Annotated in this window: 21 protein-coding genes; 15 read left to right on the plus strand and 6 right to left on the minus strand. The window is 72.9% G+C overall.

The window, feature by feature from the left end:
* Positions 1 to 14 precede the first annotated feature (14 nt).
* On the minus strand, positions 15 to 2,282 hold the full coding sequence (locus NYO98_RS04210; protein ID WP_268110273.1) for an immune inhibitor A domain-containing protein: 2,268 nt from the start codon (positions 2,280 to 2,282) through the stop codon (positions 15 to 17).
* A 282-nt stretch (positions 2,283 to 2,564) separates the two neighbouring features.
* Between NYO98_RS04210 and moeZ the strand changes: the two genes are divergently transcribed.
* The 9 genes from moeZ (at position 2,565) to NYO98_RS04255 (ending at position 9,760) form a co-directional block, all read left to right on the plus strand.
* Complete coding sequence (gene moeZ / locus NYO98_RS04215; RefSeq protein WP_268110274.1) at positions 2,565 to 3,764, plus strand: adenylyltransferase/sulfurtransferase MoeZ; 1,200 nt, start codon at positions 2,565 to 2,567, stop codon at positions 3,762 to 3,764.
* 38 nt (positions 3,765 to 3,802) lie between these two features.
* On the plus strand, positions 3,803 to 4,672 hold the full coding sequence (locus NYO98_RS04220) for a hypothetical protein (RefSeq protein ID WP_268110275.1): 870 nt from the start codon (positions 3,803 to 3,805) through the stop codon (positions 4,670 to 4,672).
* Positions 4,673 to 4,745: 73 nt separating this feature from the next.
* Positions 4,746 to 5,540 carry a DUF4129 domain-containing protein gene (locus NYO98_RS04225; protein WP_268110276.1) on the plus strand — a complete coding sequence of 265 codons (795 nt, stop codon included), beginning with the start codon at positions 4,746 to 4,748 and terminating at the stop codon, positions 5,538 to 5,540.
* A complete protein-coding gene (locus NYO98_RS04230; protein WP_268110277.1) occupies positions 5,537 to 5,971 on the plus strand; it encodes a hypothetical protein in 435 nt (144 codons plus the stop codon). The genes NYO98_RS04225 and NYO98_RS04230 overlap by 4 nt, the downstream gene beginning before the upstream one ends.
* On the plus strand, positions 5,958 to 6,965 hold the full coding sequence (locus tag NYO98_RS04235) for an AAA family ATPase (RefSeq protein ID WP_268110278.1): 1,008 nt from the start codon (positions 5,958 to 5,960) through the stop codon (positions 6,963 to 6,965). Before NYO98_RS04230 ends, NYO98_RS04235 begins: the two co-directional genes overlap by 14 nt.
* Positions 6,962 to 8,242 (plus strand): DUF58 domain-containing protein, encoded by a 1,281-nt coding sequence (locus NYO98_RS04240; RefSeq protein WP_268110279.1) that lies wholly within the window; start codon positions 6,962 to 6,964, stop codon positions 8,240 to 8,242. The genes NYO98_RS04235 and NYO98_RS04240 overlap by 4 nt, the downstream gene beginning before the upstream one ends.
* Positions 8,239 to 8,748, plus strand: coding sequence for a hypothetical protein (locus NYO98_RS04245; RefSeq protein ID WP_268110280.1), 510 nt, complete (start codon positions 8,239 to 8,241; stop codon positions 8,746 to 8,748). Before NYO98_RS04240 ends, NYO98_RS04245 begins: the two co-directional genes overlap by 4 nt.
* Positions 8,745 to 9,077 (plus strand): MGMT family protein, encoded by a 333-nt coding sequence (locus tag NYO98_RS04250; protein WP_268110281.1) that lies wholly within the window; start codon positions 8,745 to 8,747, stop codon positions 9,075 to 9,077. Before NYO98_RS04245 ends, NYO98_RS04250 begins: the two co-directional genes overlap by 4 nt.
* A 5-nt stretch (positions 9,078 to 9,082) precedes the next feature.
* Positions 9,083 to 9,760 carry a lysophospholipid acyltransferase family protein gene (locus NYO98_RS04255; protein WP_268110282.1) on the plus strand — a complete coding sequence of 226 codons (678 nt, stop codon included), beginning with the start codon at positions 9,083 to 9,085 and terminating at the stop codon, positions 9,758 to 9,760.
* A gap of 247 nt (positions 9,761 to 10,007) precedes the next feature.
* Here NYO98_RS04255 and NYO98_RS04260 read toward each other — a convergent pair whose 3' ends face one another.
* Genes NYO98_RS04260 through NYO98_RS04270 form a run of 3 tightly spaced genes read right to left on the minus strand, consistent with a single transcriptional unit; the run spans position 10,008 to position 13,629 of the window.
* Positions 10,008 to 11,396, minus strand: coding sequence for a YlbE family protein (locus NYO98_RS04260; protein ID WP_268110283.1), 1,389 nt, complete (start codon positions 11,394 to 11,396; stop codon positions 10,008 to 10,010).
* Entirely contained in the window at positions 11,393 to 12,901 is a 1,509-nt protein-coding gene (locus tag NYO98_RS04265) for an FdrA family protein (protein WP_268110284.1), read from the minus strand. Before NYO98_RS04265 ends, NYO98_RS04260 begins: the two co-directional genes overlap by 4 nt.
* A complete protein-coding gene (locus NYO98_RS04270; RefSeq protein ID WP_268110285.1) occupies positions 12,898 to 13,629 on the minus strand; it encodes an oxamate carbamoyltransferase subunit AllH family protein in 732 nt (243 codons plus the stop codon). Before NYO98_RS04270 ends, NYO98_RS04265 begins: the two co-directional genes overlap by 4 nt.
* A gap of 81 nt (positions 13,630 to 13,710) precedes the next feature.
* Here NYO98_RS04270 and NYO98_RS04275 point away from each other — a divergent pair, with 81 nt between their 5' ends.
* Both NYO98_RS04275 and NYO98_RS04280 read left to right on the plus strand, forming a co-directional pair.
* The gene (locus tag NYO98_RS04275; protein ID WP_268110286.1) at positions 13,711 to 14,967 is read left to right on the plus strand and encodes a PucR family transcriptional regulator; all 1,257 of its coding nucleotides are present in this window, start codon (positions 13,711 to 13,713) and stop codon (positions 14,965 to 14,967) included.
* A 161-nt stretch (positions 14,968 to 15,128) separates the two neighbouring features.
* Complete coding sequence (locus NYO98_RS04280) at positions 15,129 to 15,995, plus strand: glycerophosphodiester phosphodiesterase (RefSeq protein ID WP_268110287.1); 867 nt, start codon at positions 15,129 to 15,131, stop codon at positions 15,993 to 15,995.
* Between the two features lie 214 nt (positions 15,996 to 16,209).
* Here the strand turns inward: NYO98_RS04280 and NYO98_RS04285 are convergent, their stop codons facing one another.
* Both NYO98_RS04285 and NYO98_RS04290 read right to left on the minus strand, forming a co-directional pair.
* Entirely contained in the window at positions 16,210 to 16,662 is a 453-nt protein-coding gene (locus tag NYO98_RS04285) for a GNAT family N-acetyltransferase (RefSeq protein ID WP_268110288.1), read from the minus strand.
* Complete coding sequence (locus NYO98_RS04290) at positions 16,659 to 17,234, minus strand: GNAT family N-acetyltransferase (protein ID WP_268110289.1); 576 nt, start codon at positions 17,232 to 17,234, stop codon at positions 16,659 to 16,661. The genes NYO98_RS04285 and NYO98_RS04290 overlap by 4 nt, the downstream gene beginning before the upstream one ends.
* A 151-nt stretch (positions 17,235 to 17,385) precedes the next feature.
* Between NYO98_RS04290 and NYO98_RS04295 the strand changes: the two genes are divergently transcribed.
* From NYO98_RS04295 to cutA, 4 genes are read left to right on the plus strand one after another with little or no spacing between them, the layout of a single operon-like run.
* Complete coding sequence (locus NYO98_RS04295; RefSeq protein ID WP_268110290.1) at positions 17,386 to 18,810, plus strand: uracil-xanthine permease family protein; 1,425 nt, start codon at positions 17,386 to 17,388, stop codon at positions 18,808 to 18,810.
* Positions 18,807 to 19,661 (plus strand): FAD binding domain-containing protein, encoded by an 855-nt coding sequence (locus tag NYO98_RS04300; RefSeq protein ID WP_268110291.1) that lies wholly within the window; start codon positions 18,807 to 18,809, stop codon positions 19,659 to 19,661. Before NYO98_RS04295 ends, NYO98_RS04300 begins: the two co-directional genes overlap by 4 nt.
* Complete coding sequence (locus tag NYO98_RS04305) at positions 19,658 to 20,167, plus strand: (2Fe-2S)-binding protein (protein WP_268110292.1); 510 nt, start codon at positions 19,658 to 19,660, stop codon at positions 20,165 to 20,167. Before NYO98_RS04300 ends, NYO98_RS04305 begins: the two co-directional genes overlap by 4 nt.
* On the plus strand, positions 20,164 to 22,563 hold the full coding sequence (gene cutA, locus NYO98_RS04310; protein WP_268110293.1) for an aerobic carbon-monoxide dehydrogenase large subunit: 2,400 nt from the start codon (positions 20,164 to 20,166) through the stop codon (positions 22,561 to 22,563). Before NYO98_RS04305 ends, cutA begins: the two co-directional genes overlap by 4 nt.
* Positions 22,564 to 22,572 lie beyond the last annotated feature (9 nt).

Here is a 22,572-nt window from a genome sequence, read left to right on the forward strand (position 1 = left end):
TGTCGGGGTGTTGCTCAGTAGGTGAGGTCGACGACCATGTTGCGGCTGGTGCCGTCCACGCTCTTGACGGTGGCCTTCACGCCCTCCCCGGCGACCTTCACCGAGTTCTGCGGGTTGGCGGCCTGGTCGTAGTACTGCGCGCCCAGCGTGTCGTCGAAGGTCGCCTGCTGCGGGATGCCGCCCGAGCAGGTCTCCAGCGTGCTGTCGGCGGCCACCTGCTTGTGCAGGCAGGTCCGGTCGATGACGTCGAGGCCGAAGGTGGCGTCGAACGGCTCACGCCGGTTGGTCGGGCTCGTGCCGTCGCCGTAGGTGAACGAGTTCGGCGTCGCGTCGACCGGCAGGGCGTACCCGGAGCCCGGGTGAACCGACGTGTTGTTGTCGGCCGTGGTCGGGTCGACGAGCCACACGAGCATGCCGTCCTGGAACTTGAAGAACTCGACCCAGTTGGGTCGGGTGACGGACTCGGAGAAGTTGTACGGGCCCTGCGCCAGGGTGGCGTCGTAGCCGACGTACTGCCGGTTCTCGATGAGGTAGTAGCGGTTGGCCGTGACCGTCTCGGTCCCGGTCGAGCGCTTCCAGCCCCTCGCGGTCCAGCCCGCGTCCAGCGTCTCCGCACCGTCGGTGAAGGTCGTCCGGTCGGCCTTGATCGAGACGTTGTCGAGGAAGGCGCCGGTCTCGTTCACGCCGCCGTCGGTGGCGTAGCGGAACCGGAACTTCGAGGCCTTGCCGCCGGGCTTGTAGGCGAAGCGCACGCCGCCCCAGCGGGCCTGGTCGCCGGTGACCGGCTGGCCCACCGTCGTCCAGGTGTCGCCGCCGTCGACGGAGTACTGGCCGTAGAGGAAGTCGTAGCCCTTCTCGATCTGGTACCACGCGTCGGCGGTGACGGTGACCGAGCTCGCCGCCGGGACGTCACGGGTCAGGGTGTTGCGCAGGTCGTCGCCGCGACCGGACCACCAGGCGTACGAGCCGCTCTTGATGGGCACGTCGGCGGCGGTGGTGGTCTGCGACTTCAGGTTGACCTTGATCGCCTGGTAGCCGCTGTCGTTCTTGAGCTGCGACGGCGTGAGGTTGACGCTCTGCGTCGTCGGCGTGCTGCCCGTCCTGTTCACCTCGAGGTACTTCAGCCAGCCGAGGAAGAGCTTCTCCTCGGGACCGAAGATGCCGGGCTGGGTGCCGATGCCCTCGTCGGCGCCACCGTGGCCGAGCCAGGAGCCCGAGGACATGGTGGTCCAGAACGACGTGCCGTTGTCGCCGCCGTTGGTGTCGTAGAAGTCGGGCAGGCCGAGGTCGTGGCCGTACTCGTGCGCGAAGACGCCGAGGCCGCCGTTCTCGGGCTCGACGGTGTAGTCGCCGATGAAGTAGCTCGAGTTGCCGATGCGCGCGCCACCGTTGAGGTTGGGCCTGCCACCGACGGTGGGGCCGTCGGAGCCGGCGGTCGTCGGGTTGACGTACCAGCGGTGCGACCAGATCGCGTCGGGGTCGGCGCCGGCCTCCTCGCCCTCGCCGGCGTGCACGGCCTGGAAGTGGTCGATGTAGCCGTCGGGCTCGTTGAAGTCGCCGTCCTCGTCGAAGTCGTAGCGGTCCCACTCGTCGAACTGCGAGAGGTAGGCGTCGAGGTCGGTGGCCGACTTGCCGCTCTTGGTGGCCCAGGCGTCGACCGTGTCGTCGATGAAGGCCCATGAGCCACCGTCGTCCTCGACGGCGTTGTCGCCGTACGTCGAGGCGTTGCCGGGGACGGTGACCCAGTCCTCGGTGGTCACGTCGACGGAGTAGGCGCCGTTGGACTGGGCCTCGTAGAAGTTCTTCATCGACTCGCCCGAGCCGTTGAAGAGCTCGTCGTAGTACGCCTGGGAGTAGTCGTCCTCGTGCGTCGTCGAGTTGTCCTTGGTGCGGTCCGGGGCGGGGATCGCGTTGTGCAGGGGGCCGGGCGTCAGGCCGAGCTTCTTCGAACCCTGGGTGCCGAACTCCGACAGGACCGTCCAGATCTTGTCGGTGCCGGTCACGGCGAGCTCGACGAACTCACCGTCGGCGACCTCGACGACCTCGCTGCCGTCGGCCGGGGTGCGGACCTTCGCGGTGCCGTTCTCGACCATCGCGCGGGCCTTGGCCTTGAGGCGCGCCTGCTTCGCGATCTGCGGGGACGTGCGGTTGTCGGGCTTGGCGCGGACCTTGTCCGACGAGGCCGGGGCCCCGTCGGAGGGGACCGCCGCCGCGGGCAGGGCGGCGAGGCCGAGGGCCAGGCACGCCGTTCCGGCCATCAGGCCGGACAGTGACTTCTTCACAGGGACTTCTCCGTGTTCCGAGAGTTGGGGGGATGGTCATGCGTGACCCACAGGAACCACGGGACGTGGTCACAACGGGGCACCAGCGGGCTACTCCACCCCAGGGGTCGGCCCCGTGGCAAGGAAAATCTTCGGAATCCACCCCGGAGGCCGAAGATGCTGCGGTGCCGACCGCGGCGCGGGCGCGTCCGCATCGCGGGACCGGTCGAGGGCGTGTGGGGGCCGCGGGGAACATGGAGGCGGTCGGTGCTGTTCCACCGAGACCCGAGTCGAGGAGAAGACGTGTCGTTCCCTGCACTTGTCGAGCCCGCAGCCGAGCTCACCACCGACGAGGTGCGCCGCTACAGCCGCCACCTGATCATCCCGGACGTGGGGATGGCCGGGCAGAAGCGGCTCAAGAACGCCAAGGTGCTCGTCATCGGCGCCGGCGGCCTGGGCTCGCCCGCCCTGCTCTACCTGGCCGCGGCCGGCGTCGGCACGCTGGGGATCGCCGAGTTCGACGAGGTCGACGAGTCCAACCTCCAGCGCCAGATCATCCACGGCATGTCCGACATCGGCCGTCCCAAGGCCGAGTCGGCCAAGGAGTCGATCGCCGAGGTCAACCCCTACGTCGAGGTCGTCGTGCACGACGAGCGCCTCGACAACGACAACGTCCTGCAGGTCTTCGAGGGCTACGACCTCATCGTCGACGGCACCGACAACTTCGCGACCCGCTACATGGTCAACGACGCCGCGTACTTCCTGAAGATCCCCTACGTCTGGGGCTCCATCTACCGCTTCGACGGCCAGGCGTCCGTCTTCGCGCCGACCCTCGCGGACGACGCGCCGTGCTACCGCTGCCTCTACCCCGAGCCCCCGCCGCCGGGCATGGTCCCCAGCTGCGCCGAGGGCGGGGTGCTGGGCGTGCTGTGCGCGAGCATCGGCTCGATCCAGGTCAACGAGGCGATCAAGCTGCTCACGGGCATCGGTGACCCGGCCATCGGCAAGCTCGTCATCTACGACGCCCTCGAGCTCGAGTGGCGCAAGCTCAAGGTCCGCAAGGACCCGAGCTGCGCGCTGTGCGGCGAGAACCCGACGGTGACCGGCCTCATCGACTACGACGCCTTCTGCGGCGCCGTCTCCGACGAGGCCGCCGAGGCGGCCGCCGGCTCGACCATCTCGGTCACCCAGCTCGAGGCGATGCTCAAGGAGCGCGAGGAGGGCACCCGCGACTTCGAGCTCATCGACGTGCGGGAGCCCAACGAGTACGAGATCAACCGCATCCCGGGCGCCAAGCTCATCCCCAAGGGCGAGTTCCTCAACGGCAACGCGCTCGGCGACCTGCCCAGCGACAAGCCGATCGTCCTGCACTGCAAGTCGGGCGTCCGCTCGGCCGAGGTGCTGGCCATCGTCAAGGGCGCCGGCTACGGCGACGCCGTGCACGTGGGCGGCGGTGTCGTGGCCTGGGTCAGCCAGGTCGACCCGAGCCAGCCCGCGTACTGAGGCGTAACCCCTCCCGACGAGTCGTCGTTGGGAGGGGCATGCGTACTCCCACGAAGCTGTTCACCCTCACCGCGGTGGGCCTCGTGGCCGCGGCCGCCACCGGCGCGCCCGCGACCGCCGCCCCGACGAAGCAGGCCCGCGCCGCCTGGGCCCCCGCCGACTCGGCGGCCATCCACCCAGGCGTCCAGATGTACACCGACGGTGCCCAGTGCACCGCCAACTTCGTCTACACCGACACCGCCGGCACGACGTACGTCGGCTACGCCGCGCACTGCGCCGGCACCGGCGAGGCGACCGACACCAACGGTTGCGACGCGGGCTCCCTCCCGCTCGGCGCGAAGGTCGACTTCGTCGAGGGCGGCTCGCTCGTCACCGAGGGCACCCGCGTCGGTGGCGGCACGCTCGTCTACTCCTCGTGGCTGGCGATGCAGAGGAACGGCGAGACCGACGAGGACGCGTGCGCCTACAACGACCTCGCGCTGGTGAAGGTGGACGCCGCGGACACCGGCAAGGTCAACCCGTCCGTGCCGTTCTGGGGTGGACCGGTGGCGGTCAACACCAGCGGCACCGCCGCCGGGGACACCGTCCACTCCTACGGCAACTCCAGCCTGCGCGCGGGCGTCGAGCTGCTCTCGCCCAAGCAGGGCACGAGCCTCGGCACCGAGGGCGGGGGCTGGTCGCACCCGGTCTACACGGTGACGGCCGGCGTTCCCGGCGACTCGGGCTCGGCGTTCCTCGACGCCGACGGCAACGCGCTCGGCACCCTGTCGACCCTGGCCCTGGCCCCGCTGGCGGGTTCCAACGGGGTGGGCGACCTGTCCCGCGAGCTGGCCTACGCACAGGCCACGAGCGGCATCGCCGGCCTCCGCCTGGTGCCCGGGACGGAGCCCTTCCGCCCGATCCTCTGACCTCCCCGAGGCGCCTGCCCCCACCAGGCGTGCCCCCCTCGCATGGCGCGACCCCGTCACCTAGGGTCGCGCCATGCGAGCGTTCGGGGACTGGTCGCCGGGCCTGCGGGCCGTCGTGGCCGTGTCCGCGACGTCCGTGTTCATGGTCCTCGTCGCCTGGGCCACGCTGCTCGGCCCGGACGAGGTGTTCACCGGTCCGGGGCCCGTGCAGGCCTCGACCACGACGACCGACACGTGCATCCCGCTGCCCGAGACCACCGCCGCCGACGGGTCGACCACCGTCGTGATCCCGGACGACTTCGACGAGCGGGCCTACTGCGAGCCATCACCGGGCTTCGGGGACGAGGCCGGGGACGTCACCGAGAGTGCGCCGCCGCAGTGGGTCGGGGTGCTCACGGGTCTGATCCTCCTTGCGGCCGCCGTCGGCGGCCTCGTGGTCCTGGCGTGGATCGTCGCTGCGGTCCTGCGTGAGCTGCGTGCGCGTCGCGTCCGCGAGGGCGAGCGCGCGGACGTCGCGTTCACCGTGCTCGACGAGCCGGTCCGGGTGGCCCGGGAGGTGGCGGCCGACGCCACCGAGCAGGAGTTGCTGCTGCGCGAGGGCGACCCCCGCAACGCCATCGTCGCCGCCTGGCACCGCTTCGAGGTGCAGGGAGAGCGGGCGGGGGTGACCCGGCGTGCCTCCGAGACGTCGTCGGAGTACGGCCTGCGCGTCCTCGACCTCGCCCGGGCCGATGGCGGGTCCGTGACCCGCCTCGCGGAGCTCTACCGCGAGGCGCGGTTCTCCGACCACCCGGTCACCGAGGAGCACCGCGCGCGCGCTCTCGCCGCCCTGGCCGACATCCGGCACAGCCTGGGGGTCGGGGCATGACCCGGCTCCGCGACCGCTGGAGCGGGCGAGCCGCGGCAGGGGTCGCCATGGCCGTCGCGGGCTATGCGGTGGCGGTCTGGCTCGACATGGGGCCGCAACCGTTGCCGTACGCCGTGTGGGCGGTGGTGGTCCTCGCGACGGCGTACCTCGTGATCAACACGGCCGACGTCCCCGCCGCGGAGTGGCAGCAGGTGCCGCAGACGATGGACCGGGTCGACGAGGCTTCCTCCGACCTCCGCGTGCTCTCCAGCCACGTGCAGTCCGACCAGCCGTCCGACGCCCTCGCCCGCCGGCTCGTGGCCCTCGCCCGCGCCCGCGACCCCGACCTCGGCGACGCCCTGTGGCTCGAGCTCGCCGACACCCGCCGGCTCGCGCCGGCCGACATCGACCGCATCCTGACCCGAATCGAGGACGTCCGTGAACGACGCTGACCAGCCCACCACCCAGGCCGTGGAGCCCGCGCAGGTCGCCGTGTTCGCCGAGCGCGTCCTCGACGAGGTCGGCCGCGCCGTGGTGGGGAAGCGCGAGGTGCTGTCGCTGGTGCTGGCCGGCATCCTGGCGAAGGGGCACGTCCTGCTCGAGGACTTCCCCGGCCTGGGCAAGACGCTCGCGGCGCGCTCCTTCGCCGGCGCCCTCGGCCTGGAGTTCTCCCGGGCGCAGTTCACCCCGGACCTGCTGCCCGCCGACCTCACGGGCTCCTACGTCTACGACCAGCGCCGGGCGGAGTTCGACTTCCGACCGGGCCCCGTCTTCGCCGGCCTGCTGCTCGCTGACGAGGTCAACCGGACCCCGCCGAAGACGCAGGCCGCGCTCCTCGAGGCGATGCAGGAGGGCCAGGTCACCGTCGAGGGCAGGACGCACCAGCTGCCAAGCCCGTTCCACGTCTTGGCCACCGCCAACCCCGTCGAGTACGAGGGCACCTACCCGCTGCCCGAGGCGCAGCTCGACCGCTTCCTGCTGCGCGTCGGCTTCGGCTACCCGACCGCGGGCGAGGAGCACGACGTGCTGCGCCGCCGCCTCGACCGGCAGCGCGAGGAGGTCGACATCGCTCAGGTGAGCGACGCCGCCGGGCTGTCTTCCGCGCAGGCTGCGGTCGAGCGGGTGGTCGTGGACGAGTCCGTGGCGCGCTACTGCGTGGACCTCGCCGCGGCGACGCGTTCCCACCCCGACGTCCTCACCGGCGCTTCCCCGCGCGGCAGCCTCGGCCTGGTGCTGACCGCTCGTGCCTGGGCCGCGATCCGCGGGCGCGACTTTGTCGTCCCCGAGGACGTGAAGGTCGTCGCCCGGGCCGTGCTCGCGCACCGGATCACCGTGAGGCCCGACCTCTGGATGACCGAGGCCTCCGGATCCCGCGTCGTCGACTCGGTGCTGGCCTCGGTCGAGACCCCCCGGACCCTGGAGGCGCACGGAGGCGGGCACCGGTGACCTCCTGGCAGCCGACTCCCGCACTCGTGCGCGCCTGCCTGCTCGGGATCGGGGGCGCCGGCTTAGCGATCGCCATCGGCCAGGAGGTGCTGGCAGTGCTGTCCGCCCCCTTCGTGGTCCTGGCGGGGGCGGGGCTGGCCGGCCGCCCGCGCGGCAGGCCGCAGGTCACGACCCGCCTCGACCACCGCCGCCTGCACGAAGGCCAGGGGACGACGTCGCGGCTCGAGGTCGACGACCTCGCCGGGGTCGAGCACGTCACCCGGGTCGCCGCCCGAGCCGCGCACGTCGCCAGTCAGCCGACGTACGGCAGCGTCGGCTCCCTCGTCGCCACCGGCCCGCCCACGATCGGCTTGAGCCCCCGGCGCTGGGGCCGACGTGACGTGGGCGCCGAGCGTGTCGCGCTCACCAGCCCCTGGGCAGGCTGGCGCTGGGGCCCCGTGCACGTCCCCGCGACCAGCCTGCTTGTGCTGCCCCGGACCGCGCCGTACGACGGCCGGGCCGAGGTGCCCCAGCCCGACGGCCTCGTCGGTCGGCACCGCTCGCGGCGGGTGGGCAGCGGCACCGAGTTCGAGGGCATCCGCCACTTCGCCACCGGCGACCGCCTCAAGCGGATCAACTGGCCGGTGTCGCTCCGCACCGGCGAGCTGCACGTCGTCACCACCCGTGCCGAGCAGGACGCCGGCGTGTGGCTCGTCGTGGACGCGCTGCGCGACATCGGCGTCTCGGGCGGGATCGACGGTCGCCCCAGCACGCTCGACCTCACGGTCCGTGCGGCGGCGGCCCTCGCCGAGCACCACGTGCGCACCGGCGACCGGGTGGGCCTGGTCGTGGTCACAGCCAACGGGACGCGGGTGCCGCTCGGGTCGGGGCCACGCCACCTGCAACGACTCCTCGGCACCCTCGCCCGCACCCGCACCGACGCGCGGAGCACCCCGCCGGAGCGCCTCGAGCTGGGCACGGAGTCGGGGAGCGTGGTGCACGTCCTGTCGCCGATGCTGTCCACGCCGCTGGTGACGGCGACAGCCAGCCTCCAGCGCGGCGGCACGTCGGTCGTCGTCGTCGACACGCTGGGTGACGCCCTGGCTGTCCCGGACGGCGCGGAGCGGCTCGGCCTGCCCGCCTTAGCGACGCGGATGCAGAAGGTCGAGCGCGACGACCGGTTGCGACGCCTCGCTGCCCTCGGCGCCCCGGTGGTGCCGTGGCGCGGACCCGGCACCCTCGACACCGTCCTCCAGAAGTTGGCGCGTCGGGCGCAGGTGCCGCGGGTGCGTGCGTGATGCGACTCCTCCGTCCGGGCGTCACCCCACCCGTCGTGGTGCTTCGCACGCTGCTCCTCGTGCTGCCGTGCGCGGCGCTGGCCGTCGCGCTGCCGCAGGTGCCCGACGGACTGGTGGTCGGCGGGGTCGTGATGTCCGCGGCGGCCTGGGCCTGGATGCCCGACCACGCCATCGGCATCGTGCCGCTCGCGCTCGTCGCGGCCTGGTGGGCGGTGCACGGCGTCGTCGACTGGCGGCTGCTCGTCGTCGGCGTGCTCCTCGCGGCGGCGCACGTCGCGGCCACCCTGGCGTCGTACGGCCCGGCGACGCTCGCGGTCGACCCGGACCTGGCGCGGCTGTGGGCCGCCCGCGGGCTGCTGGCGCTGGTCCCGCTGCCGGTCACGTGGCTGGCCGTCCGGGTCCTCGACCCGGCACTTGCCCCCTCGTGGCTGTGGCTCCTCGCCGGGGCGACGGTGGTCGGCCTGCTGCTCCTCACCGCCCGCCTCACCAGGCCGCAGACGCAGTGACCACGGAGGAGGAGCGCGAGCTCTACGCCGAGCTGGTGCTGCAGTGCGCCGAGTCGGTCCCGCGCGGCCGGGCGACGACGTACGGCGCCATCGCCGACGTCGTCGGGGAGCGGCTCGGGCGGGGCGGTCCTCGTCTGGTCGGGTCGGTGCTCGCCGCCCACGGGGGCGGCGTGCCGTGGTGGCGGGTGGTGCGCGCGGACGGCTCGCTGCCGCCCTCGCACGGCGAGGAGGCCCGTCAGGCCTACCTCGAGGAGGGCACCCCGCTGCGGCCGAACGGGTCGGTGGATCTGACACGGGCGTTCTGGCCGCCGCTCCTCGGGGCAGAATGACCGCCATGCTCTACACGGTCGCGCACGGAGTCATCCCCCCGCTCGCCCGTGCCATGTGGCGCCCCGTCGTCGAGGGCCTGCACCACGTGCCCGCCACGGGCCCCGTCATCGTGGCGAGCAACCACCTGTCCTTCTTCGACAGCGTCGTCATCCCGGTCGTCGTGCCGCGCAAGGTCGTCTTCCTCGCCAAGTCCGACTACTTCACCGGCACCGGGGTGAAGGGCACGCTGACGCGGGCGTGGTTCGAGGGCCTGGGCATGCTGCCCGTCGACCGCGACGACACCAAGGCGGCGATCGCCAGCCTCGACACCGCGCTGGAGGTCCTGCGCCGCGGCGAGGCGTTCGGGATCTACCCCGAGGGCACCCGCTCGCGCGACGGGCGCCTCTACCGCGGGCGCACCGGCGTGGCGCACCTCGCCCTCACCGCCGGCTGCCCGGTCGTGCCGGTCGGCCTCCAGGGGACCGAGGACATCCAGCCGGTCGGTGCCAACCGCCCGCGGCTGGGCAAGGTCGACGTCACCGTGCGGTTCGGCGAGCCCATCACCGTCGGCGACGACTACGACGGCGTCCCGAGCGGGCGGGCGCGCCGCGACCTGACCGACCGGATCATGGGCGCGATCGCCGGCCTGACCGGTCAGGAGCCGGCGGGCGTCTACAACGAGCGGCCGGCCCCTCAAGCCTGACCTGGACGGGCTGCGAGCGCCGGCGCGGGTGGGCGGTGTGCCAGCCACATTCCTGTGCCACGGAAGGTGGCTCACGCACCGCTGCGCTGCGTGTCGTACGCCGGCGCGCCGGTGGGCGGTGTACCAGCCACATTCCTGTGCCGCGGAAGGTGGTTCACGCACCGCTGCGCTGCGTGTCGTACGCCCGGCGCCCCTGGGCGGTGTAGCAGCCACATTCCTGTGCCGCGGAAGGTGGCTCACGCACCGCTCAGGCGGAGGCGGCCCGGGCCGCGAGCGCGGCGAGCGCCTTCGGGAAGATCTCCGCGGGCGGGGTGACGAGCCCCGCGCCCACCTGGCCGACGCCCGCGACCGCGCCCGCCATGCCGGTGTTGATCTGGGGCAGGATCCCGGTGCGGCACACCTTGGTGACGTCGATGCCGGTGGGCGTGCCCTGGAACTCGAGGACGGGGACCGACCAGCGGGGGTTCTCCGCGAGCGTGATCTCGTGCATCCGGCGGGTGGTGGCCAGCGCGTCCGGCACGGTCCCGCCGACGAGGCGGACGATCGCCGGGGCGGTCGCCATCGCGAAGCCGCCGATGCCGGCGGTCTCGGTGATGGCGGAGTCGCCGATGTCGGGGTTGGCGTCGTCCGGCCCGTAGTCGCCGAGGAAGAGGCCCTCGGCCACCTGGGCGGGACCGGTGAACCACTCGTCGCCGGTGCCGGAGACCTGGATGCCGAAGTCGGTGCCGTTGCGCGCCATGGCCACGACCATCGTCGAGCCCGGCACGTCGCGACCGGCGTCGAGTGCGAGCTTGCAGGCGGGCATCGCGAGGTTGAGGAAGAAGTGGTCGTTGCCGCCGATGAAGCGCAGGACGTCGGCGACGTCCTTCGCGTCGAATCCCGCGCTCACCATCGCGGGGGAGAGGTCGCGCAGCAGCATCAGCGTGCCGGCGCGGTTGCGGTTGTGCGCCTCGTCGCCCATCTGCAGCATCTGCGTGAGGATCCCGGTGACGTCGGTCGCCTCCTCGGTGCCACGCACGGCGGCCTGCAGCAGCGGGCCGAGCACGTCGCCCATCCAGCGCAGCCGGGTGAGCACCTCGGGCGAGTACGCGCCGTAGCGCAGCACCTTGCCGAGGCCCTCGTTGAGGGAGCAGTACGTCCGACGCCCCGTCGCGCGGTCCTCGAGGACCCACATCCACATGGACGGCGTGACGACGCCGGCCATCGGGCCGACGGCGCTGCGGTGGTGGCACGGCTCGAGGCTGACGCCGGTGCCCGACTCGAAGAGCGCCACCGCGTCCTCGGGGTCGTCGACGAGGCCCTCGAGCGCGGCGCCGCCCATCAGCGCGCCACGGAGGGGGCCGGAGGTGCGGTCCCACTCGATCGGCGGGCCGGCGTGGAGGAACTGGCCCTTCTCGAGGCCGAGCACCTCGGAGGCGGGAGCGACGTCGACGAGGTGGGCGGTGACGCCGAGCATCGCCTCGACCGCGCGGCGGTTGGCCTCGGGGCGGCGGGGATCGGTGGCGACCGTCGCGAGGTCGGTCTCGGTGCCCGGCATCGGCGGGCGCCAGTCGACGCGCTCGACGTCGACGGCCTGGCCCGCCACGGAGTCGGCGAACATGTCCGCTCCGGCGGTGACGACGGTGGGCTGGCTCATCGGGCCGCTCCTTCGATCAGCTGGATGGCGCGGCGGGTGGCGCTCGCGTTGGAGAGGTGCACCTCGGCGCCGGCGGCGACGAGGGCGTCGCGCTGGGCGTCGAGGCCCTGCGGGTCGAGGTCGGTGCCGACGAGGCTGACGACCACCGGCACGGGGCGGTCGCGACGCGCGGCCTCGATCGCCGGGGCGAGGAGGGCGGCGGGATCGGGCTCGGCGCCGTGGCCGAGCACGAGGTCGAGCAGGATCACGCCCGTCGCCGGGTCCGCGGCCGCGCGGGCCAGCTGCTCGTTGCGCAGCGTCGGGTCGATCATCGGGTGGGCGCGACCCTGGGTCAGCGCGTCGTCGCCGAAGTCGACCATGGTGTGGGCGTCGATGAGCAGCTCGTCGTCGAGCGCGAGGTCGTCGGACAGCGGGATGTTGCTGCGGATCGGGCCGAGGGCCTCGGTCGCCATCAGCATCGACTCGTCGCAGAGGGTGCCGCCGACGAAGAGCCCGCGCAGCAGCGGACCGGTCGCCGGCCCGGTGTTGTCGGTGCCGTGGACCGGCCACTCCGGCGCGGTGTGGCCGAGGCGCTCCAGCACCGCCTCGGCGACGGCGGTGAGGTCGCGCTGGCCGCGGCCGAGCAGCCCGAGCTCGACGGGCGTGCCGAGTGCCTCGGTGTCGCGGGTGAGCGCGTCGGCCACCTCCGCGGCCGGGGGCTTGGACACCACCACGACCAGGTCGACGTCGGGGTCGGCGTCGAGCCGCCGGAGGGCCTCGCGGGTCGCGAGCCCGCCCACGGCGGCGGACAGGTCGCGGCCACCGACCCCGAGGGCGTGGCGCACGCCGACCCCCTCGGAGGTTCCGCCGGCGTGGTGCAGGAGCGCCAGCAGCTGCTGGCAGCCGGTGCCGGAGGCGGCCACGATGCCGATCCGCCCGGGCCGCACGGCGTTGGCGAAGCCGAGGCCGACGCCGTCGACGACCGCGGTGCCGCAGTCCGGTCCCATCACCAGCGCGCCGCGCGTGGCGGCGTACTGCTTCAAGGCGACCTCCTCGGCCACCGGCACGTTGTCGCTGAAGACCATCACGTCCCGCCCGGCCTCGAGGGCGTCCATCGCCTCCACCGTGGCGCTGGCGCCCGGCACCGAGACGAGCGCGATGGCGCCGGGAGGAGTACGCCGCAGCGCGCTCCCCGTGGTGCGCGGCGGGGCGACCGTGGTGTCGCCGGCCGTGGGCCGGGTGGGCGCCAGGGCCGCGTCGACGGCGGCCAGCGCGGCGGACACGTCAGCGTCCGGGTCGAGGCGCAGGGCGACGACCATGTCGTTGGGGGAGGACGCGGGGATGTCGAAGCCCATCCCCTCGAGCACCTCGAGGTTGAGGCCGGTCGCCATCGCGACCTGCGCGGCCACCACGCCGGGGGTGGCCTGCACGGCGCGACTCACCTGCAGCAGCGTCACCGAGTCGGCGTACGCGCCGCTGCGGAGCTCGACGTGGTCCCTGGTCGGGGTCGTGGTCGGGGTGGTCATGCAGCCCTCCGGGGTGTGGTGTGGTCCTCGATGGATGCCAGGGCCAGCCGGGCGCCGGCGAGGAGCCCGGCGCCGGAGGTGGCGCCGACGGCGAGCAGCGCGTCGGTGGCGGAGGCGGTGGGGGTGGTGAGCCAGTCGGCGAGCTGGGGCAGCACCTCGCCGCGGATCGCGCAGTCGAGCAGCGTCGCGGACAGCAGGGTGGTCGCGCCCAGACGACGTCGGACGGCCGCCGCGAGGTCGCCGTCCGGACGGCCCAGGGCGGCGCGGGTGGTGAACCACCCGGCCAGGACGTCGTCGCCCAGCGGCGTCAGCCCCGGCCCGCGGCCGACCAGCCGGTCGAGGTGGGCCGGGGTGAGGCGGCCGTCGGCGGGGAGGTCGACCCCGGACGTCATGAGGGCCTCCGGTCGGGGCCGGGCTCCCTCATGACGTCCCACGCGGGTGACGGTGACGTCGACGAGGCGGGCGACCCGGACCGGCCGGTCGCCCACGACCAGTCGGCCCCGGTGCACCCGCACCACGGGGTCGAGGACCCCGAGGTCGGGCAGCATCGACCAGAGGGCGCACGGCACGCGGGTCGCCGTGGCCGACACGAGCCCGAGGCACCAGCCGTCGAGATCGACGTACAGGGCGGTGCTGCTCGCGTGGACGACCCGGCGCGGGCCGTCGGACGCCTCGCGGAGCCGATCGTGCACCCGCTGCGGTGCCGCGACGGGGATCGGTCCGGACATCACTCCCCAGACGCTAACGGCTCGTGCGACACTCGCGAATGTGAGAACTTGTCGGACCAAGGGGTGAATGTGGGCCAAGACTTGATAAGCGACCCGGAGGCCGTTGCCGCGCTCGAGCGCGCCGACGCGCTCCACACCGCCCTCACCCACATCGTCCTCGAGGGCGGTGACCTGGCCGCGATCGCCGAGGCCGTGGGCGACGCCCTCGGCTGCGGCGTCGTGTTCACCTCCACCGACGGGCGCGAGCGCGCCGCGCACCTCGACGAGGCGCAGCGCGCCGCGATGGCGGGCGCCGACCTGCTCGACCCGACCGGCCGGGTGCGGGTCGAGCGGATCGACCCGGAGGGCACGGCCGTGGGGGACGGGGAGGCGCTCGTGCGCCGCGTGGTCGCGGCCGGCGTCGACCTCGCCCGGCTGGTGGCGCTGCGCCCCGACGGCACGATCCACTCCTCGGACGTGCACGCGCTCGAGCGGGCCGCGATCGTGGCGGCGCTGCTGGTGACGCGCGTGGAGGCCATCACGGCTGTGGAGAACAAGTACCGCGGCGACTTCCTCCGCGACGTCTTTCTTGACCGCGCCGGCGAGGAGGACTACGTCGCCGAGCACGCGCAGGCGTTCGGGTGGCACCTCGACCGCCCGGTGATGGTGGTGGTCGCGGTGCTCGACCCGGACGCCATCGCGGCCCTCGCGGGCGGGCCGGAGGACCGGCGGGCGTGGCAGGACCGCTTCGCCCACGCGTGGCGGCAGGTCTCGGCGACGGTGGACCCCACGATCGCCTCGGTCGCGTTCAGCCGTGAGGTGGTCACGCTGGTGCCCGTCGACCCGGACGAGCCGGCGGCCGCGCAGGTCGCCGTGGACCGGATCATCGCCGCCGTGCGGGGCGACCGCGGCGGCGGCCGGATCGCCTTCTCCGCCGGGGTCAGCCGCGTGTCCCACGGGCTCGGGGAGCTGCCCGAGGCGTTCCGCCAGGCGCAGCGGGCCGTCGAGATCGGGCGCCGGGTGCACGGCGGGGGATCGGTGACGCGCTTCGACCAGCTCGGCCTCCACCGGCTGCTCGCGCTCGTGCCCGACAGCTCCGAGCTGACGTCGTTCGCCGCCGACGTCCTCGGACCGCTCGCCGAGCGCACGCCCGAGGCCGCCGACCTGCGCGAGACGTTGCAGGTGCTCCTCGACACCAACTTCAACGTGGCCGAGGCGGCTCGCGCCCAGTTCTTCCACTACAACACGATGCGCTACCGCGTCGGCAAGCTGCAGCGGATCCTCGGCCCGGTCGCCACCGATCCCCACCTGCGCCTCGACGTCGCCGTCGCGCTCCGGGCGCTGGAGATCGTGGGCTAGCTGGCTCTGAGGTTGTAGGCCGACCTCGCCTGAGGCAGACCCGGCCGGAACTCGTCACGACGGGTTGGGCCGCTCGTCACCGTCCGTTGGCACGCGCCGACCACGGTGGGGGAGGCCCGACCGACCCGGCGGGCCGCACATCCACCTCTCGGGAGACCCCCATGCGCACTGCTGCGCGATTCCTCGCCCTGCCCACCCTCACCCTCGTGCTGGTCGGCTCCACCGTCGCCCTGTCTGCGCCCGGCGCCTCGGCCGCCCGCGCCGTAGACGTCGACGTCGTCGCACACCGCGGCTCGTCGGGCGCGGCGCCGGAGAACACCATCGCCGCCGTCCGGGTCGCGATCGCCCAGAAGTCGGGCGTCATCGAGAACGACATCCAGCGCACGTCCGACGGCGAGCTGGTGATCGTGCACGACATCACCCTCGCCCGGACGACGGACGTCGAGCAGGTCTTCCCCGACCGCGCTCCGTGGAACGTCGGCGACTTCACGCTGGCCGAGGTCAAGCAGCTCGACGCCGGCTCGTGGTTCGCGCCCGAGTTCGCCGGCGAACGGGTGCCCACCCTCGAGGAGTGGGTCAACGCCGTCGGCCAGCAGGCCGAGATGCTGCTCGAGCCGAAGGCGCCCGAGCTGTACCCGGGCATCGAGACCGACCTCGACAAGGAGCTCCGCTCGCTGCCGGTGTTCAACCGGGCGCTCAAGGCCGATCGCGTCGTCGTGCAGTCCTTCAACCACCAGTGGCTGCGCGTCTACAAGGACCTCGCTCCTGACGTCACCGTCGGCCTGCTCTACGGCGGCAGGCCCACCGCGGACGACATCGCCGCGGCGGCGACGTGGGCGGAGCAGGTGAACCCGGCGCTCGGCGCGATCGACGAGTCCACCGTCGACCAGATCCACGCGTCCGGCATGGAGGCGCACGTGTGGACGGTCAACGCCGGCCAGGACATGCGCCGCGCGATCAACTGGGAGGTCGACGGCATCATCACCAACTACCCGCAGGTGCTGCGCGACATCCTGCGTCGGGGGTGAGGTAGCTCAGCCGGACGGCCAGCGGTCGTCGTCGATCGGCTGGCTGGCGGGGGTGGCGGCGGATTGCGTGGTGATGCCGTCCGAGGTTGCGATGTGCCGCCACCTCGGACGGCGTACGGGGTCGCGACAGCGGGGAACCCTGGCTCGCCCAGGGCAAGCCGGCGCTCCCCGATCCCCGTGCGACGGCCACCTGGACCAGCGGCGTACGACCGGGTCAGAGCACCTTCTCGTAGAACACCCGGACGAAACCCTCGTCGCCGCCCCGGCGGGTCTCGACGTAGCCGATGCGCTCGTAGAGCGCCTGGTTCTCCACCATCGTCACGTGGGTGAAGAGGCGGATCCGCCTGCAGCCGCGGGCGCTCGCGCGGGCCTCGGCCAGCTCGAGCAGGTCGCGGCCGATGCCGCGGCCGTGGTGGGAGGGGAGGACGGCGACGTTGTCCAGCACCAGCACGTCCGACCCGTCGTCGGCGAGCACGAGGTAGCCGACCGGGGTCCCCTCTACGCTGGCCACCCAGGTCTCGCAGTCCGCGATGGCGGCCGCGTAGTCGGCGTCCAGGGGACCCGGGCGCTGCCCACCCATCCGCGACAGGTACGGCGAGTACGCCGCCGAGGCGATGCGCTGCAGCGCAGGCGCATCGGCGGCGTCAGCCCGACGGAGCTCGCTCATCCCTCGAGTGTGGCAGCGTTCGGCGGGCTCGGTGGGCGTACGCCGAACCACTGCTCGGCACCGAACTCCTCGAAGCGCTCGAGCTCGGCGAACCCGAGCCGTGCCGCCAGGGCACGCGACCGCGTGTTGCCGACCTGCGTGCACAGCACGACGGGCTCGCCGAGCCGCTCGTCGCACAGCTCGAGCAGAGCCGTGCACGCCTCGGCGGCGTAGCCCTGCCCCCACGCGTGCACCGGGAGGACGTAGCTGAGCTCGAGGACCCCGACGCCGTCGCGGCCTCCCGCGGGCACCACGCCCGGTCGGTCGGCCTCCCGGCGGCTGAGCCCGACCCAGCCCAGGAAGCGGCGCCCGCGCTCCATGACGTACTGAGCGGGCCGGTCGGCCGGCACCTCCGGGAGCGTGTCGTCGAGCGACGCACGGTCCTGGCCACCGCCGAGGTGGTGGTTGACGACGGGGTCCGACCCGAGGTCGAGGAAGTCCTCGCGGTCGCGTGCCTCGGGGGCACGCAGGAGCAACCGCTCGGTACGGACCGACCCGGCCGCCCAGGCGTCGGCGGTGAGAGGCAGACCCATGCAGGAAGGGTAGACATCAGGCCGACCCGCCCGAGAACTTGTCAGCGACCCCGGCGTTCCTTCGGCAGATGTCGCCAGTGAGGGTGTGAGATGGGCCGCACTAGTTTGTGGCTTCTCGGGTAACCACCCCGTCGAATCTGGAGGCCTGCGCATGTCGATGTTCAAGTGGGAAGTGGTCGATCCCGCACCGGGGCAAGCGGTGCTGCCGATGCAGCGGCTGCCGTGGGGCAAGACGATCGGTCTCGGTGCCCAGCACGTGGTCGCCATGTTCGGCGCCACCTTCGTGTTCCCCCTGGTGATGGGGCTGGACGCGAACCTCGCCATCATGTTCTCGGGCTTCTGCACCATCCTGTTCCTGCTGATCGTGCAGAACCGGGTGCCGAGCTACCTCGGGACCAGCGCGTCGTTCGTGGCCTCGGTCGCCGCGATCCGCGCGCTCGACACGGACAACGACTCGTCGTACGTCACCGGCGCGATCCTCGTCGGCGGCCTCGTGCTCGCCGCGGTCGGCGTGCTCGTGCACTTCGCCGGCGCCCAGCTGATCCACCGCGTCCTGCCGCCGGCGGTGACCGGCGCGGTCGTCATGCTCATCGGCTTCAACCTCGCCCCGGTCGTCGCAGGCATCTACTGGCCCCAGGACCAGTGGATCGCCCTGCTGACGGCCGCCTTCATGGTCTTCGCGGCCGTGGTGCTCCCCGGCTTCTGGTCGCGCATCGCGGTCTTCCTCGCCCTGGTCTTCGGCTACGTGCTGTCGTGGCTGGCCGACATCGTGTTCGGGCCCATCACCTCCGTCCTCGGCGGCGCCACCGAGGCGACCGAGCACGACCGCGTCTCGTGGGCCGGCGTGCAGGCGGCCGACTGGATCGGCCTGCCGAGCGGCACCCTCGCCGACGGCGTCTCGGTCGTCCACGGCCCGTCGTTCTCGCTCACCGCGATCCTGCTCGTCCTGCCCGGCGTCATCGCGCTCGTCGCGGAGAACACGGGCCACGTCAAGGCCGTCGCCGAGATGACCGGCGAGGACCTCGACCCCTACATGGGCCGCGCGATCGGTGCCGACGGCATCGCGACCGCCTTCGCCAGCGCCTTCGGCGGCTCCCCGACCACGACGTACGCCGAGAACATCGGCGTCATGGGCGCGACCCGGGTCTACTCCTCGGCCGCCTACTACGTCGCCGCGCTGGTCGCCATCCTGCTGGGCCTCTGCCCCAAGTTCGGCGCGGTCGTCAACGCGACCCCGGGCGGTGTCCTCGGCGGCATCACGGTTGTCCTCTACGGGATGATCGGCCTGGTGGGGGCGAAGATCTGGGTCGAGAACAACATCGACTTCGGCAACCCGGTCAACATGGTCGGCCTCGCCGCGGGCATCATCGCCGGCATCGGCGGGGTGACCCTCACCTTCGGCGACGACTTCGAGCTCGGCGGCATCGCCCTCGGCACGATCCTGGTCATCGTCTTCTTCCACATGGTCAAGGGCCGCGGCAGCGACAGCGCCGGCGCCGTCACCCGCAACCTCAGCCACCCCGACTACGACGAGGGCGTCGACGACGCAGCCTCGGGAGGCACGCACAAGCGATGAAGCCCGCACCCTTCGCCTACCTGCGACCGTCCACCCTCGAGGAAGCCCTCGCGGCGCTCGCGGGGGAGCAGGGGGCGAAGGTGCTGGCCGGCGGTCAGTCGCTCGTCCCGCTGCTCAACATGCGGCTGGCCGCTCCCTCGATGCTCGTCGACATCAACGCCTTGCCCGACCTCGGCCACGTCCGCGTGGCCGAGGACGGGGTCAGGGTGGGCGCCCTGGCCCGGCACGCCGAGGTGCTCGCCTCGGCCGAGGCCGCGCACGCCCAGCCGCTGCTGGGCATGGCGCTGAGCCACGTGGCCCACCCGACGATCCGCAACCGCGGCACCACGGTCGGCTCGATCGTGCACGCGGACGCCGCGGCCGAGATGCCGATGGTGCTGCGGCTGCTGGAGGGATCGGTCGACGTCGCGTCGGTGCGCGGTCGTCGTACGGTCCCCGCGGCGGAGCTCTTCGCCGGTCCGCTCGAGTCGACGCTCGGCCACGACGAGATCGCGGTCCAGGCGTTCTTCCCGGGCCTCGCACCCGGGGCCGGCGTCGCCTTCCAGGAGATCGCCCGCCGCCACGGCGACTACGCCCTCGTCGGCGTCGCCGCCCACGTCGAGACCGAGGGTGACGCCGTCACCCGCGCCCGGCTCGGCTTCGTGTCGGTCAGCGACGTCCCCACCGTCGTCGACGTCACCGACGCGCTCGACGACCCGGCCGGCACGGCGCTCACCGAGCTCGAGCCCGCCGACGACATCCACGCCACCGCTGCCTACCGCGCCCACCTCGTCAGGGTGCTGGCGCCACGCGTCCTGGCGGCCGCGACCGACCACGCCCGCTCGCGGGCAGGAGAGGCGATCCACCCGTGACCACCGAACAGCTCCACGAGGTCCGACTGCACGTCAACGGGTCCGTCCACGAGGTGCGGGTGCCGGCCCGGCGGCTGCTGTCCGACGCCCTGCGCCACGACTGCGGGCTGACCGGCACGCACGTCGGCTGCGAGCACGGCGTCTGCGGCGCCTGCACCGTGCTGGTCGACGGCGCGCCGATGCGCTCGTGCCTGATGCTCGCCGTGTCGGCCGTGGACGCCGAGATCACCACGGTCGAGGGGCTCACCGAGGAGGACGGGTCGCTGTCCCCGGTGCAGCAGGCCTTCTCCGACTGCCACGGCCTGCAGTGCGGCTTCTGCACCCCGGGCTTCCTCACCACCATCACCGCCGGGCTCCGCGAGACGCCCGACCCCACCGAGGACGAGGCGCGCGAGATGATCGCCGGCAACCTCTGCCGCTGCACCGGCTACCAGAACATCGTGAAGTCGGTCCTCCGGGCCAGGGAGATCCAGGCGGAGATCCAGGGCGAGCGGAGCCGGTCGTGACGACGAAGATGTTCGGCGCCAAGGTGCCGCGCGTGGAGGACCAGCGCTTCCTGCGCGGCCAGGGCCGCTACGTCGACGACCTGCTCACCGACGACCCGCGGCTGCTGCACTCCGCGGTGCTGCGCTCACCCCACGCCCACGCGCGCATCGTCGACATCGACGTCTCCGACGTGCTCGACGTCGAGGGTGTCGTGGCCGTGTGGACGTGGGACGACCTCACGGGCCCGATGGCCGAGCCGCTGCCCCTGCTCATCCCGCACCCGGCGCTCACCCACGGCCGCACGCAGTACGCCCTGGCGAAGGACGAGGTGAACTACGTCGGCGAGGCGATCGCCTTCGTCGTCGCCGTCGACCGCTACGTCGCCGAGGACGCCGTCTCGCGGATCCGCGTCGACTACGAGTACCTCGAGCCGGTCGTCGGCATCCCCGCCGCCCGCGCGGCGAAGCACGCGGTGCACGCGGACGTGCCCGACAACGTCGGTGCCCGCATGGAGCAGGAGAACGGCGACGCCCGCGCCGCGATCGCGGCGGCGCCGCACGTGCTGACCCTCGACCTCGACGTCGAGCGCTCCGCCTGCACCCCGATGGAGGGCCGGGGCACCGTGGCGCGGTGGGACCCCGACACGTCCCGCCTGACGGTGTGGTCCTCGACCCAGACGTCGACGGGCGTCCGCGGCTGCGTGGCTGCCAAGCTCGGCCTCGACCTCGCCAAGGTCGACGTCGTCACGCCGGACGTCGGCGGCGGGTTCGGCGTGAAGATCAACCACCCGTGGCCCGAGGAGCTGCTGGTCCCGCTGGCGGCGATGACGCTCGGCCGGCCGGTGAAGTTCACCGAGGACCGGCGCGAGCACTTCATCTCCTCGGCGCACGAGCGCGCCCAGCACCACCACGTCGAGGTGGGCTTCGACGACGACGGCCGGGTGCTGGGGCTCGACGTCGAGTTCTGGCACGACCACGGCGCCTACACGCCCTACGGCCTCATCGTCCCGATCATCACCTCCACCCAGCTGCTCGGGCCCTACAAGCCGGCCAACTACCGCGTGGCCTTCGAGTCGCTCTACACCAACACCGTCATCGTCACGCCCTACCGCGGCGCCGGCCGGCCGCAGGGCTGCTTCGTCATGGAGCGCACGATGGACGCGATCTCCACCTACCTCGGCAAGGACCGCACGGAGGTCCGCGCGACCAACTTCATCCAGCCCGATGAGTTCCCCTACGAGCACGGCCTGGTCTTCCAGGACGGTCGCGAGCTGACCTACGACTCGGGTGACTACCCGGCCTCGCTGGTCAAGCTCAAGGAGCTCGTCGGCTGGGACGAGTTCGAGGAGTTCCGCGCGGAGATGGCCGCCCAGGGACGCAAGGTCGGCATCGGCCTGGCCTGCTACGTCGAGGGCACCGGCGTCGGGCCCTACGAGGGCGCCCACGTGCACATCGAGACGTCCGGCAGGGTCAAGGTCGCGACCGGCCTGACCACCCAGGGCCAGGGACACCAGACGGCGTTCGCGCAGATCGTCGCCGACACCCTCGGGGTGCGGTTCGAGGACGTCGAGATCACGACTGGAGACACCCGCAGGATGCCCTACGCCGTGGGCACGTTCGCCTCGCGCGCGGCCGTGATGAGCGGGTCGGCCATCCACCTCGCCGCGCTGCGCGCCAAGGAGAAGGCCCTGCGCATCGCGGCGGAGGCGCTGGAGGCGTCCGAGGACGACCTCGAGATCGCCGACGGCGTCGTCTCGGTGCGCGGCACCGACGCGAGCATCGACCTCGGCACGGTCGCCGTGCTCTCCAACCCGCTGCGCTACGCCTTCGACGAGGCGTCGAAGGCCGCCACCCAGTTCTCCATCGGCGACCCGGGCAAGCCGCCGGTGGCCGAGGACGACGAGCCCGGCCTGGAGGGCAAGGACTTCTACTCCCCGCCCCGGTCCACCTTCGCCAACGGCATGCACGCCGTCATCGTCGAGACCGACCCCGACACCGCGGAGATCAGGATCCTCAAGTACGCCGTCGTGCACGACTGCGGCAACCTGATCAACCCCATGATCGTGGAGGGCCAGATCCACGGCGGCGTCGCGCAGGGCGTGGGCGGCGCGCTCTACGAGCGGATGGCCTACGACGAGTCCGGCCAGCTGCTCAACGCCTCCTTCATGGACTTCCTGATGCCCTACGCCACCGAGGTGCCGACGTCGATCGACATCGACCACCTCGAGACGCCGTCGCCGCTCAACCCCCTCGGCATCAAGGGCGCCGGCGAGGCGGGCGTGATCCCGTCGGCCGCGGTGTTCGCCGCCGCCATCGAGGACGCTGAGGGCTTCCCGATCACCTCGATGCCCATCTCGCCGTCCGAGCTCTTCGAGCTGCGCCTCGCGCACGCCGACGAGCCCCACCCCACTGTCTAGGAGCACCAC

The sequence above is a fragment of the Nocardioides pini genome, from assembly GCF_026712185.1.
GTDB lineage: Bacteria > Actinomycetota > Actinomycetes > Propionibacteriales > Nocardioidaceae > Nocardioides > Nocardioides pini.